Here is a 13,923-nt window from a genome sequence, read left to right as displayed (position 1 = left end):
TTTAGCTTACCTGCTCGGTTCCGCACCTTTTCGAGAGTTATAAAGTGTCATCTCCGACCCCTATACCTGCTGCCGCACCCAGTCCCACCCCGTTCGACGGGCGTTTGGCTGTAGGGCTTTTTGGCGTTTTGATTGCTGCTCTCATCTCTGGCATCAACGACCGCGTCACCGAAATTACCTTGATCGACAGCCTGGGTGTTTTCGGGCTTGGCCACGATGAAGGCACCTGGATCAGCACCGCGTACGCTGCTGCGGAAGTCTCTGCGATGCTGATCGCACCCTGGCTGGCAATCACTTTTTCGATACGCCGTTTCGCAATCGCGGTCACCGTCGTTTTTACCTTGCTCGGCGTCATTATTCCCATGTCCCCTAACCTGCAGACTTTGCTGGTTCTTCGGGTATTGCAGGGGCTGGCTGGTGGAGCGTTACCCCCACTACTGATGACCGTAGCACTGCGATTCTTGCCCTGGAACATAAAGTTGTACGGCCTTTCCGCGTATGCACTGACGGCGACGTTCGGGCCCAATCTGGCAATGCCTCTGGCTGCGCTTTGGACTGAACAAAGTGATTGGAGGTTGGTGTTCTGGCAAATCGTCCCGGCGGGTCTCGTCGGTGCTGCGCTGATTGCCTACGGTTTGCCACAGGATCCACTCCGTTTGGAGCGATTCATGCAAGCGGACTGGATGGGTGCGGCCCTTGGCATGGGCTGGATTTCCATGCTGGTCATTGCCCTGAGCCAAGGCGAACGTCTGGATTGGCTAGCCTCGCCGATTATTGTCGCGATGCTTATGGGCGTAGCAGTTTGTCTGCCGCTGTTTTTGCTGAACGAGTGGTATCACCCCTTACCACTTTTCAAGTTGCAGCTGCTTAAGCGGCGCAATTTCGCCTACGGATTATCGACGCTTTGCCTATTTGTCATCGTCGCGACCGCGGGAAGTGCCATTCCGGCCGCTTATCTCATGGAGATCCATCACTATCGCCCACAGCAAGTGATGCCTATTGCCCTGATGATCGCCTTGCCTCAGTTGGTTCTTGCGCCTTTGGTGGCTTTTGTCATCAATCGTCATTGGCTGGACTCCCGCTATGTACTCGCTGGAGGGCTCATCCTGTTAACCATTGCTTGCATAGGTGCCTCGTTCATCACCAGTGATTGGATACGGGAAGATTTCTACGCGCTGCAGGTGTTGCATGCGATCGGTCAGCCCATGGTCGTCGTGCCTTTGCTGAAGAACGCCACCGGAGTCATTGCTCCGATGGAAGGGCCGTTTGCGTCGGCAATGGTCAACGCTTTGCGGGGTATGTCTGCGGTGGTGGCGGGTTCTGCCGTAGAAAACTTTATTACCCAGCGCGAGCATTTCCATTCCAACGTTTTGCTCGACGCCGTCGGTTCCCGCTGGCACACCCTGTCGCCGCTCGTGACCCAGGGGTCTGTTGCCGAACTTGCGGAACGGGTGAGAGGGCAAGCCCTGGTCCTTAGCTTCAGCGATGCCTTCCTGGCACTGCTGCTGATCATCGCCGTCCTGTTTTTGATTTTGTTGACTCTCCCTAAACGCGCCTATCCACCGCAACCTCCGGTACAGCCATGAAACATAGAACCGCTATTTCACTCATCGCCGCCGCAATGCTTCTGTGTGCTGTTTACGGCTTGTATCGCCTGTTTGGCAGTGGAACCGTCCAGACTACCGATGATGCATACGTCCGGGCAGATTCAGTGTTTGTGTCGCCGAGGGTTTCAGGCCAAGTGGCCAAGGTTTTGGTTGAGGATGATCAATCCGTCAGTGCAGGTCAGCCATTGGTTGAACTCGATGATCGTGATTTTGTGGTAGCCAGGGATTCAGCCGCAGCGGGTGTCCAGGGGGCTGAGGCTGAGGTGGAAAATCTTGCGGCAGGCATCGAGCGTCAGGCAGCCGTGATCGATCAAGCTGCCGCCACCACCCGGTCTACCGCAGCGTTGGTCAAATTCGCTGAGTTCAACGCTCAGCGTTATTTGAATCTTTCGAATTCAGGCGCGGGCACCCAGCAAGAGCGACAAAAGGCCGAAGCCGATCTGCACAGGCTTCAAGCAGCACGTGACCGTGACGAAGCTTCCCGAATCGCAGCGCTGAAAACACTGGACGTTCTGAAGGCCCAGCTTCAAGTGGCCAAGGCGACGCTGGCCAAGGATCAGGCGGCTCTGCACCAAGCGGATTTGAACCTGTCGTACACCAAAATTTCGGCACCGCAGGATGGCATGGTCGGGCAACGCTCGGTGCGCGTGGGTGCATACGTCTCCCAGGGACATCCACTCCTGGCAGTCGTGCCTCTGGACGAGGCTTACGTGGTTGCGAATTTCCGGGAAACTCAAATGGCGCACATGCGCCAGAACCAGAAGGCGGAGATACACGTTGACAGCGTCGCTGGACACAACTTTCAGGGACGCATTTTCAGCGTGGCGCCAGCCAGCGGTGTTTCATTTTCAGAAGTCGCGCCCGACAACGCTACTGGCAACTTCACAAAGGTCACTCAACGTATCCCGGTAAAAATCGTATTTGATGCCAATCAACCGGACCTTGATCGCTTGCGAGTAGGCATGTCGGTGGTGGTCAGTATCGATACCGCAAGGGAGCAGTGACATGAAGCACGCATTGTTGTCCCTGGCCCTGATCGGTGTTGGCGCCTGTTCCGTGGGACCCGACTTTAAAAAGCCTCAGCCCCAACTGCCTGAAAGCTGGTCCACGATCGCCAGGGCCGAAACGTCGATAGGAGGGCCAGTAGATAGCCAATGGTGGCAAAAGCTTGGTGATGATCAGTTATCGTCGCTGGTGGAGCGTGCGGCGAAGTCGAACCTGGACGTGCGCACGGCCAGCAGTCGCCTTGAGCAAAGCCGAGTGCTGCGTCAAGTGACGGGTAGTCAGCAATATCCGGGCGTTAGCACGGGTGGGAGCTACCAACGCGACCGAAGCAGCCAGACGGGGCTGCTGGACGCGTCAAACCTCAATGGCAAAGCGCCGTATGAAGTGTGGACTGCGACCCTGGATGCCAGTTGGGAAATCGACCTGTGGGGCCATGTGCGCAGGAATGTGGAAGCCGCTGACGCTGATATTCAGCTCACAGCAGCGCAGCGCGACGGCGTGCTTTTGAGTATCGCGGCGGAAACGGCCACGGACTATATCCGGCTGCGTGGAGTGCAAGCGCGGCTCGCCGTTGCGCGCCAGAACCTGGAGATCGCACAGCAAAGCGCCGAGCTGACTCAACTGCGTTTCGACAACGGCGTGACTACTAATCTGGATACCGCTAACTCCGCTGCGCAAGTAGCAACGATTGAAGCGACATTGCCTGTCTTGCAGGCCCAGCAGGATGGCCTGATCAATGCTTTGAGTTATTTACTGGGTGAGCCGCCGAGAGCGTTGACCAAAGAATTGCATGACGTGAAGGCGATCCCGCACCCAGCTCCGGATGTCCCCCTGGGATTGCCATCCGAGCTGGCTCAGCGCCGCCCGGATATTCAACAGAGTGAAGCCGCGCTGCACAGGGCCACTGCGGCGATCGGAATCGCCGAGGCGGACTTTTATCCACGAGTGAGTCTGGGAGCCAGTTTTGGTTTTCAAGCGTTGAATGGATCGGACCTTGGCGCTTGGAATTCACGCCAATGGTCCTATGGTCCCAGCTTGTACCTGCCGATATTTCAGGGGGGGCGTGTGACCGGAACACTGGAGTTGCGCAAGCGTCAGGAACAAGAGGCTGCTCTGAATTATCAACGCGTAGTCCTGGGTGCCTGGCATGAAATTGACAACGCAATGACTGATTACGCGGCTGAAAAACAGCATCACGCTGCTTTGGAACAAGCCGTCCAGCACAATACGGACGCACTCAGCACTGCACGTGATCGCTATAACCACGGTGCGACTGACTTCATTAACGTGCTTGGTGTACAAAGTGCGTTGCTTGCAACGCAAACTCAACTTGTGGACAGTACAACTGAGGCAGCAATAGATCGTGTGCGTTTGTACCGCGCACTGGGTGGTGGATGGCCGACACCGTAGCTCTGGAGTCACTCAATAGGAAATAGCTGTTATCGCCAGAGCAGGATTGACCCAGTTACCGAAACTTCACTGACCCAGGCTCCTATCTCGTGAACCATTATCAGTGCTGGATTTTTGCCGATTGGTGTTGGGTCAATGTGGCATCGGCCACTGGTTCAATTCGGCGTCAGCGCCAACAACGTATCGGCATCGGCATCGTGGGCGCCCGGGCGAGTGCAGTTTAGTGATAGGTCATGGCCAGCGTTTCGCAGTGGGCGGGGAGATGCGTCAGGTGAAGCGCCTCAGGAGCCGTGTCTCTGCGCTCAACACCGAATGCTTGAGCTGGAAGTACATCTCCACGTTGTCATTCACTCGCATGATCGGCTTTGAGGTGCAAAGCAAATGCCATGGCTTTGGGCCCAGCTGAGTCAGAAAATCCGCGGCAGCCTCTGATAGCGCAGTATCAGTGATCGACTGATTGAAGAACGCTGGTGTGAAATTCATGGTAGCGCCAAATTCGTCCGCAATTTCATATCCCAGTTTGACGCGTTCGCATCGGCGATTCCTGGATTCGAACTGTTCAGGTTCAACCTGGCAGACGATGCTGACGGGAGTTGGATGGTAGTTGCCATCATCGTTGTCTTGACCCACCGACAAGCCAACATATCCAATAGGTTCCCAGCCCTGGCTGAGTTTTTCGAGCACAGCCGCGTATGACTCGAACGACTCGCGGTCATTGTTAAACACGCCGTGGCGGGGGCTAACATCCTTGTAGACGGTAAGCACACTCTCCACCTCGAAGGTGCCAAACGCAGGCTTCACATTCAATTTCCATTCAAGCGAATTGAAAGGCTTGAATGTGTGCTGTAGCAGGACATGCTTGTCCATCGGATTGAAGAGGTCCTCGCCGTCAGAGAGCATTACAAAGGCACCCGTCTTGACGCCGTCTTTCAGAATTTCGCCAGTCTTGGGATTGCGGGCGCTGATCTTTGCATAGCCAGTACCAGATAGCGCGACGCGCTCATGCGGGGGCCGGTGAAATTTGCCGAAGTACACGGACCAGTCAGCAATCACGTCTCTCCAGACCTGGTCCTCGATCTGCAATCTGTGTTTTGCGCAAACCATGACCTCCCGAATGACACGACTGAGCGTATGGACGCTTGAGAGCGCGAAGGCTGCAGTCGGAAAGGGGAGCTCAGCCGTTGAATCAACGATTTCTGTCCGCATGTAGGCCGCTTTGACGGCCTCAATGATCTTCTCCTTATCCAGATCAGGCAGATGTTGGCGAACAATGCTGTCAAGTCGCTTCATGCCTATGGAGTGGGCCATAAAGCTAACGGTCGGATTTTGCAATGCCAGGCTCTGCGCGAAGACTCGAACTTGCTTCATCTCCAGCAGGAACTCAGCAGGGTATTCAAACTGAAAAGCATCCACTGTCATCGCGTCATCGCGTCATCGGGACATAGCCAAATGCCGTTCGATTCTGCTCTGATTTCTTCGTCAGTAAGGCCAACTGGTGGTCTAGGACCACCGGGAGAAGCTGCATAGATGTGCGCAGCCACTGCTACCCCTTTCACACCAACGGAACCATCGCCTTTGATTTCGGGACCGTTGGTGGGCCTGCCGCAACCATAGAAAGAACACATATGGCCCGCGTTGCCTGCAAGGATAATGCGCGTGGCCTTTAAAAATTCGACACGTCGTGACTTGGACATCCGTCAATTACTCCGAGTGGGGTAAAAATGCGATGAAAAATGCGCAGCCGAGCTCTAGTGCACTGGATCAATTTGCGGTCCAGTCGGAGGGTACTTTCGACTATGCGAACAGGTGAGCCAGACCTGCAACCGTAAAGCTCAGGCCTACGAGGAGCGCAGCTCTGAAGCGCGTCTGGTAAGGACGATAGTGGGCGCTTTCAATCTTCGAAAACTCGGCTTCTCCGATGGCAGCGTCGCTCCTCGCGTACAAAGCCATTTTGAGGTTGCGCTTAGATTTTTCAGGGTCCCGCTTCGCCACAACGTAGCGCGAATAGTTCCAGTACGAAATCCCGAGTGCTGCTGCGCACAGTGTCCATATCACTGATTGGATGAACAATATGGATGTCACGTTGCTCCTACCTCCTTGAACACAAATCCTATCGATCATCAGCGGCCCGCAACGCCGTCTTGATGCTCACCTATGATTCCCGCCCAACGTTTGACGGCTGGGCTTGGGGTGTACCTGGGTGGGGTCAGACCTTAACTGGTGATGTCAGAATGCTCGGATCGAGCACGATCAAGATCGGATAACTCACCCCATCCTGCAGTTCGTTGCCGGCAACCGCTTGATAGCCAGCTAAAATTGAAGCGTCGACGATGGCCCAGTCACGTAACGTTGCATGCTCGCCTGCAAGGCGATCTGCTTCGGCTTCCTGATCCTGAGACCGTGCGCGCGTCATGGCTAATTTCCTTGGTCAGTCAGTAGATGGTCCGAAGCGCTTAAAGCAATCAGCGTGACCGTAAATTCTACTGCCAACGCCTTTGGGCCACTTGCCATTACCACGGCTCATGTTATCAGCTCCGGATAGAGCGCAAGCCGTCGATGCACTCTGCAAATTCAAGGAATACACTCGCGATTCTGACCGTCTGGGGAGCGTTGTAGTGAATCTGTTCGATCTGTTGAAACTGTGGGAGCCGACGTTTACGCCGGAACAGGCCAAGGTCCACTTGGCCAGGTACAACGGCGAGGATCACCCGCTCGATGTGTTCATACAGGGAGGCTTCGACGAGTGGCAGAGCCGTCAAAGCAACCGCAATTTTAAGCTGCCCTACGTGGTTTCGCTGATTCAGGCCGGGAGTCCAACCCGCTGGTTGTTTGGAGGTCTTTTTAAGACAATGGATTGTGTCGAAAGAGACGGCCCGAAGCCTGACTACATCTACACCCTGGAGCGTGTGCCGGCGGCCGAAGAGTGGGTGGGGCGGCTGTATCTGAGCAGCAATTACACCAAACGTAACTCCTACCCATACGGTGAAACCCTGGCTGGGGACCTGGCGGTGACTGAGCTGCTGGCCGAACGCCTCAGCATTGGCCATTTCCCCGGTTTCAAAAAGGTCAACCTGACCAAAAGTCAGCTCGATGTTGTGGTGCAGCAGAACGTTGATTCCTGGCGATCCGCTCTGTCGAGCGTCAAGGGCATCTACCTCATCACCGATACGCATACCGGTAAGCTCTACGTGGGCAAGGCCGACGGGGAAACCGGCATATGGGGGCGCTGGTGTACCTATTCGACGACCAGCCATGGCCACAACGTGGCACTTAAACGGGAGTTTGGCATTGATGCTCCGCCTGAACGTGAAAAGGATCTGCGATTCTCATTACTGGAAATCGCAGACCTGCACGCGATGCCCGGGGAAATTGATGCGCGCGAGAGTCATTGGAAGGAAATTCTGCTAACCCGGTCGCATGGTTACAACCTCAACTAGCCATCATCCAGGTCTTTTGACGGCGGCTTGCCACAACTCGTATTGAGGCGTGGCGGTGTCAGGTGAAAAGCAACACCTGGAGCTGGATAGAAAAATGCAAAGCAATTTCAATTTGCCATCCCGAGGTAGCAATTTGCATTTTCAATTGAACAACCAGTTGCCTCCAAGACCTCTTTGGCTGGATAGGCAATCGACCTATGTGAACAGTCTTTCGAATCGAACGAGACCTTCTATGCTCTTGTAGACGCGCCACCGTGAGTAATTTTTAAACCCTCCCTGGAAGCGCGGAAGAGCCTTCACCAAAAGTCTGCTCTCTGGAGGAATGCATGGAGAATCTGATCGAGCACAACGGGTTGACCCGGCGCGAGGTTTTGGTACTGCTTGGGGCAGTGGTGTGGTCCGTTACCACTAGAGCTCAAACGTCGGCTTCGCCATTCGAGGCTGAGCTTGCGAAGGCGATCGCAGCTGATGACTTCGCCCATATGGGGGCCTACCGTGAGAAGTTCGAAGTCTTCCCAGGTGACACGTCTCGTTCGCAGGGTGGTTATCGCGGCCGTCAGAGCAAACGCCTGATCTCAAACCCGGCCAGAAGTCTGATCGTCGCATGCGAGGTGACCAACGAGGCTAACTTCCGCTCCCGGCTCGAGAGCCCGATCTGGCCAGGGGGGGAGTCGGGCGTGACCATTGGTATCGGCTACGATCTCGGGTACACCAACGCCCCAACCTTCCGATCAGACTGGGACGGCTTACTTCCCAATACCACGGTGGAAAGGCTCGCAAAATGTTGCGGTTTGAAAGGCAAAGCTGCCGCACAACGTGTCAAGGAGTTGAGCGTTAACAAGGTTGGATGGTCAGAGTCAAACACTCAGTTCGATGCGTACCTCCAGTTCGTGGCGGGTCAGACTGAGGATACGTTTCAGAACTGTAAGGACCTGCAGTCGGACTCCTTTGGTGCTTTGGTTTCGCTAATCTATAACCGAGGTGCCAGCCTTTCACGAAAGTCTGATCGCCGCCGCGAGATGCGCGCGATTTACGACTTGATGCTTAAGCGCGATTTTTCGGCCATTCCTGCCCAGATCCGCAATATGACGCGAATCTGGGAGGACGATCCGCAGGCGCGTGGCCTCTTGAAGCGTCGCGAACTCGAAGCACTGCTTTTCGAACAGGGCCTGAAGGGCTAGGGCGAGGAAAGACGGCATGCGAAGCATTCGTCTCGGTCTGGGAGTGCTCGCCGCCGTCGCGGTGTTACTGAGCGGTGAGGCACAGGCAGGTAAATCAACCACGGGCGCTCGCAATGTCGCTTACTTAGTTCAAATGGGTGAATGGGAGCGCGGCGCAGAGGAAGTGGCGCTCGTTCTGCCGTATCTGGTGAAACATCGCCGTGATCCGGACGCGGTGCCCGCGGCAATCCTTATGGCCAGTTCACTATCGCAGCTTGGTCGCCATGCCGAAGCCCAGCGTCTGCTGGCGCCTTTGGGCTCAAGCGCAGAAGTAGTAGCCGCTCGTGGAACTATTTTCCTCAAGCAGGGCAACTATAGCGAGGCCAGTGCCACACTTGCATCGGCACTTCAGGAGCCCTCGTCTTTGCCACGCGTAGCGCAGGCGCGTGTCCTTTGTGAACGGGCATTCCTTGCGGAGCAAACCGGCGATGCTGCCGCTGCCTCGGCGGGCTATTTGGACGCGCTAAAGTTATACGTGGCGGCGGCTCGTGAGCAGACCTTCTTCTTGGGCGCCCCGCGCGTGGAAGGCACGCTGTGGGATGAGGTCGCTCCGAAGCCGAGAATCGTACCTGGCCCCGTAGGGGATGTGATCGCTGAACTCGATCGGTTGGGCGAGCCCAATGCAAATCCAAATTACCATTCCGATTCGTTCAGTGCCTACCTAGAAGAGGAGTATTTGGACAACTATCCGAGGGCAGCTCCATTTGTAGATTGTTTGGTGTGGGTGGCCCGGAACAAAGAAGCGGCAGGCGAGCAGGAACTGGCCCATGCCATTTTCCAGACGGCGATCGCGCAGAGTAGCCTCCTCGATAGCCTGTCCTATACCCATCAAAGGGCGCTGGCTTTCATCGAATACTTCGAGTTTTTGGAGCGTGCCAACTTCGATCCGGATCGCCTGGTGAAATTGGTGCGCATTGCCCTGAACGTGCACATGATAGGAGATCTTAAACCGGCCTACAGTGAGAGCGATATCCGTAATCCGGGGAGCCCGACGACCAGTCCGAGGATGAAGGCGTTCCAGGTACTGAGCGGCATCATCCTGCGTGCGCTCTTGCGCTCTGGTAGCCCGTCGGACATAGCCAGCGCGTTTGAAGTCGAACAGGACTATCAATCGTCTAGTGCGTCGCTGGCCGTCCACGTCCACACCGAACGCCTCGTGCATCCCAGATATTCCTTTGTGTCGAAAGCTGAGCACAATGCCTTCTGGGCGCAATTCGATCGAGATTTACCGCCCAGTTACGCTATGAGCGCGTTGCCCCCTCTAGGCCCGCGACAGTTGCTCATCATGATCAGTCCTGACGCCGGAGCAGGTATCGGTCGCATCTGGGCGATTGGGGAGCAGAGGAAAGCATGGGCTGCGCTAGGAACTGACCGTGAAACCCTGCGTACCGACATCGAGAATCTCCGGTGTGCCCTGGACGTAGTAATGTGCTGTGAGTTCCCCGAAGACTCAAGGATGGGGGCCGCCTATGGTCGCCTGAAAAAGGAGTTCATCGCCGAATTCCAGCTTGAATCCGTCGGGCGCTGCCCATTACGAAACGACCAATTCGAGGCCACGATCGCCTATCGCGTGTTCGATGAGATTTTCGCCGATCCAATCATTCGGGAGATGGTTACAAAGGCCGATGAGATAATCATCGTGCCCCAGGGCGAGTACGCTTCGATACCCTTCGGTGCGCTGCCGATGGACCGGCCGCAGGCAGGGCGCGGCCCCGCACCGGCGTCCTCCACAAAATGGTTAGGCTTAGAGAAGGCCATCTCGATATATCCCTCGATCTACAGCTACGTTGATTCAAATTCAACGGAGCACACCTACCGCAAGATCAGACTGTTCGGCGTGGGTGATCCGCTCCTCGGTACTACCCACACGTCAGGCCGTGCTGCCGATTGTGCGCAGTTCGCGCTCCGTAGTCGGCGCGTTCGGGGCGGGTCAGCCGGCGACCCGATGCTTGCGCTTTTGCCCCTACCGGGGACACGTTGCGAACTCCAGGCTATCTCAAAGCTTAAGGGCGTCGCGGCGAGTAATGCGTCCCGCCTCTTGCTCAGGGATAGTGCTACTGAACGCAGGGTTCGCGCCGCTGCACGCACCAATCGACCCTTAAGCCAAGCTGAGGTTTTGATGTTCGCCACCCATGGTCTGATGCGCGGGGACTTCGGTCTTGAGGAGCCGGCCCTCGTACTGTCGCGGCCACGGCGCAATGGACCGGCCGATAACGACGGTTTCCTAACACTAAGCGAAATCATGCAAATGCAGATGCAAGCCTGGCTCGTCATTCTGTCCGCCTGCAATACCGGGTCCAGCGGCGAGGCCGCGGGCGACGCCTTAGCCAGCTTCGCAACTGCGTTCTTCCGCGCAGGCGCAGAGTCTGTTCTGTTGTCCCAATGGACTGTCCGCGACGACGTGGCAGCCTTCGTGACGCCACGCCTCGTAGCACTCATGCTAGGTGAGCCGACGATCGCGCAGTGCCAGCGGGGTGACGGGGGCCGACGCAGTACCGCCGAGGCCCTGCGAATGGCGCTCTGTGAGGCTCGGCAAAATGAAGCTCTGGGCGCTGACTTACCGGGCGATTGGGCGCCCTTCGTCTTGGTCGGAGGGAAATCCCAACTTTAGGTGGTTCCGCACCTGCAAGAGTAACGCACCATAGGCTACTTAAATGTCTAAGTTATTCGGATAGGGGAACGAGCGCATTGGGCCCTGAGGTGATTCCAATCGCGCTTGTGCGTTTGTCTGCGCCGGCTGCGCACCTCTACTATCCTGATCCGCGCCCCGATGCGCACACGACCAGACAACGTAATCAGGACATCAGCAAGATGAGCACTCAGCGTTTCGCCAAGTCGCAGATGGACACCTTCTATCCCCAAGCTCCCGCAGAGCTGCAAACGGAGTGCATCGTCGAGATGTCGCCCCAGCAGCTGATCGTCAAATACATGAACGAGGGCGAGCTCGTTGAGTACATCGGGGAAGTGGAGGGGGAAGGGCATTACATCATCCGAGGTAAAGGGTTTGAGGCGAGCGGCACACTGCATCTGGCGGATGGTCGCCGGCTGGAAGGCAGTTGGAAGGAAGGTCAGCAGTACGGGATGTGGCGGATCTTTTTGGAATCCGAGGAGTGATCGCCTGACCGGCGATACACCACGGGAGGATGAGTCCGCAATGGTTGTGCGCAGGTCAAACCACCAGCGCCGACCGCGCATGTAGCTGACTGTTGTGCCAGACTGGTCGTTTCGTAATGTATGCCGTCAGGAAAGTACACAGGGAGTGCCAATGCGAGATGGATTGACCAAGCAGCCTGATACCGGCAAAACCTCCGTGGCTCAATGCGCCAACCGAAATATCATCGACCGCCTGCCCGGCAATGTCTCTTCCCTAAAGATCAAGCCCCCCGCCATCACTGAAGCCGGCGTCTCGCTGCTGTCAGCTACCCTGGTGCGGATGGTTTTCGAGGTCCGCTGAATGCCACAGTTCGTCCAAAATGGCCCCAACATTCCAGAACGTTTGCTGCAGGCGCACGAGGAGGGGCGCGTGGTGTTTTTCTGCGGCGCGGGCATCTCTTACCCCGCACGCTTGCCGGGATTCGGGGGATTAGTGGACAAGTTGTTTAGCAGGCTGGCTCCCGTCCCGAGTGCGGTGCAGCAAGCGGCGATCAAATCCAAACAGTACGACACCGCCGTGGGGCTGCTAGAGGCAGACGTCGGGCGCGAGAGAGTTCGGCGGACAATGGCGGACATTCTCAACCCAGATCTCACTTCGCCAAAGGCCACGGCAACTCACAGAGCTCTATTGAACCTGGGCAGGACCCGCGACGGACGCATGCGGTTGATCACGACCAACTTCGACCGTTTGTTCGAGGAGGTCATTCCCGCGGCACCCTTTGCGGTGCACCCGTTTAAAGCGCCTCTGTTACCCGTGCCGAAAAACCGTTGGGACGGGTTGGTCTATCTTCACGGTCTATTGAGCGAAGCCCCCACAACGAGCGAGCTGGATCGCTTGGTGATTTCCAGCGGTGATTTTGGCCTGGCATACCTCACCGAGCGATGGGCAGCGCGATTCGTCAGCGAGCTGTTTCGCAATTACACCGTCTGTTTTGTGGGTTACAGCATCGCTGATCCAGTTCTTCGGTACATGATGGATGCCCTCGCAGCCGATCGTCTTCTTGGCGAGTCCCCGCCGGAGATGTACGCCTTCGGCAGTTACGCTAAGGGCAAAGAGGAAATTCGCTCCAACGAGTGGAAGGCCAAGAACGTTACACCGATTCTCTATATGGAGCACAACCGCCATGCCTACCTGCACAAGACCTTGCAGGCATGGGGGGAAACCTACCGCGACGGTGTGCGCGGCAAGGAACGCATCGTCGTTGAAAGCGCGATTGCCCGACCTCTGGCAAGCACGACACAGGACGACTTTGTCAGCCGACTACTCTGGGCACTGAGTGATCTGAACGGCCTGCCAGCTAAACGCTTTGCCGAACTTGAACCTGTGCCTTCGCTCGATTGGTTGGAGCCGCTTAGTCAAGCGCGCTTCGGCCATATTGACCTGGGTCGCTACGGTGTTCCACCAAAGACCGGAGTCGATGGAAAACTCGCCTTCAGTTTGCTGTCCAGGCCCTCGCCCTATCAGTTAGCCCCTCTCATGACGGTCGCCGACGCTGGAGCTCGCGGCAGCGAGTGGGACACCGTTATGAGAGAGCTGGCGAGGTGGTTAATCCGCCACCTAAACGACCCAAAACTAGTGCTTTGGCTCGTCAAGCGTGGAGGCCGCTTACACGACGAGATGGGGTCGTGGATTGAGCATCGCTTAGAGGCGTTGGCCAAGCTGGAGCTCGAGGGAAAAATGGACGAGTTGGAGCGCATTCGTGTCGGTGCTCCTAACGCCATTCCAGGCCCTTGGATGCGTACCCTCTGGCGACTACTGCTCCGTGGACGAGGTAAGTCCTGGATCAGCGAACTAGACCTATACCGTTGGCGAGATCGTTTTAATCGTGATGGGCTCACCAACGCCCTGCGCATGGAACTGCGAGATTTACTTACACCACGCGTTTCGTTGCGTGAACCGTACCACTTGGGTTCTGACGAGGAAGAAGGTCAAGAGGCTGCGGAGCTCAAGGATCTGGTTGAATGGGAGATTGTGCTTTCGACGGAGAACGTCCATGACTGTTATCGCCAGAGCAGGATTGACCCAGTTACCGAAACTTCACTGACCCAGGCTCCTATCTCGTGAACCATTATCAGTGCTGGATTTTTGCC

General features: G+C 56.4%; 11 protein-coding genes. 9 read left to right on the top strand and 2 right to left on the bottom strand.

Annotated features, from left to right (window positions below; all coding sequences use genetic code 11):
* The first annotated feature begins 44 nt into the window (after nucleotides 1-44).
* The 3 genes from ACGJAX_RS25445 to ACGJAX_RS25435 are packed head-to-tail and all read left to right on the top strand — an operon-like array spanning nucleotide 45 to nucleotide 4,022.
* Nucleotides 45-1,586 (top strand): MFS transporter, encoded by a 1,542-nt coding sequence (locus tag ACGJAX_RS25445; protein ID WP_390956606.1) that lies wholly within the window; start codon nucleotides 45-47, stop codon nucleotides 1,584-1,586.
* A complete protein-coding gene (locus tag ACGJAX_RS25440) occupies nucleotides 1,583-2,611 on the top strand; it encodes an efflux RND transporter periplasmic adaptor subunit (protein WP_390956605.1) in 1,029 nt (342 codons plus the stop codon). Before ACGJAX_RS25445 ends, ACGJAX_RS25440 begins: the two co-directional genes overlap by 4 nt.
* A gap of 1 nt (nucleotide 2,612) precedes the next feature.
* Nucleotides 2,613-4,022, top strand: coding sequence for an efflux transporter outer membrane subunit (locus tag ACGJAX_RS25435; protein WP_390956604.1), 1,410 nt, complete (start codon nucleotides 2,613-2,615; stop codon nucleotides 4,020-4,022).
* Nucleotides 4,023-4,289: 267 nt separating this feature from the next.
* On the opposite strand, the gene ACGJAX_RS25430 is transcribed toward ACGJAX_RS25435, so the two are convergent.
* Nucleotides 4,290-5,441, bottom strand: a complete 1,152-nt coding sequence (locus ACGJAX_RS25430) for a hypothetical protein (RefSeq protein WP_390956603.1) — start codon at nucleotides 5,439-5,441, stop codon at nucleotides 4,290-4,292.
* A gap of 787 nt (nucleotides 5,442-6,228) precedes the next feature.
* Entirely contained in the window at nucleotides 6,229-6,435 is a 207-nt protein-coding gene (locus tag ACGJAX_RS25425) for a hypothetical protein (RefSeq protein WP_390956602.1), read from the bottom strand.
* Between the two features lie 202 nt (nucleotides 6,436-6,637).
* Between ACGJAX_RS25425 and ACGJAX_RS25420 the strand changes: the two genes are divergently transcribed.
* The 6 genes from ACGJAX_RS25420 (at nucleotide 6,638) to ACGJAX_RS25395 (ending at nucleotide 13,897) form a co-directional block, all read left to right on the top strand.
* Nucleotides 6,638-7,459, top strand: a complete 822-nt coding sequence (locus ACGJAX_RS25420; RefSeq protein WP_390956601.1) for a GIY-YIG nuclease family protein — start codon at nucleotides 6,638-6,640, stop codon at nucleotides 7,457-7,459.
* A 326-nt stretch (nucleotides 7,460-7,785) separates the two neighbouring features.
* Nucleotides 7,786-8,640: a hypothetical protein gene (locus ACGJAX_RS25415; RefSeq protein WP_390956600.1), complete on the top strand. Its 855-nt coding sequence runs from the start codon at nucleotides 7,786-7,788 to the stop codon at nucleotides 8,638-8,640.
* 16 nt (nucleotides 8,641-8,656) lie between these two features.
* Nucleotides 8,657-11,290 (top strand): CHAT domain-containing protein, encoded by a 2,634-nt coding sequence (locus tag ACGJAX_RS25410; RefSeq protein ID WP_390956599.1) that lies wholly within the window; start codon nucleotides 8,657-8,659, stop codon nucleotides 11,288-11,290.
* A gap of 200 nt (nucleotides 11,291-11,490) precedes the next feature.
* A complete protein-coding gene (locus tag ACGJAX_RS25405; RefSeq protein ID WP_390956598.1) occupies nucleotides 11,491-11,793 on the top strand; it encodes a hypothetical protein in 303 nt (100 codons plus the stop codon).
* A gap of 151 nt (nucleotides 11,794-11,944) precedes the next feature.
* Nucleotides 11,945-12,133, top strand: coding sequence for a hypothetical protein (locus ACGJAX_RS25400; protein ID WP_390956597.1), 189 nt, complete (start codon nucleotides 11,945-11,947; stop codon nucleotides 12,131-12,133).
* Nucleotides 12,134-13,897: an SIR2 family protein gene (locus ACGJAX_RS25395; protein ID WP_390956596.1), complete on the top strand. Its 1,764-nt coding sequence runs from the start codon at nucleotides 12,134-12,136 to the stop codon at nucleotides 13,895-13,897.
* Nucleotides 13,898-13,923: the final 26 nt, after the last annotated feature.

It is taken from the genome of Pseudomonas moorei (assembly GCF_042846945.1).
GTDB lineage: Bacteria > Pseudomonadota > Gammaproteobacteria > Pseudomonadales > Pseudomonadaceae > Aquipseudomonas > Aquipseudomonas moorei.
Note: the sequence above shows the minus strand (reverse complement) of the source record. Positions and strands in the feature narration are given on the sequence as shown.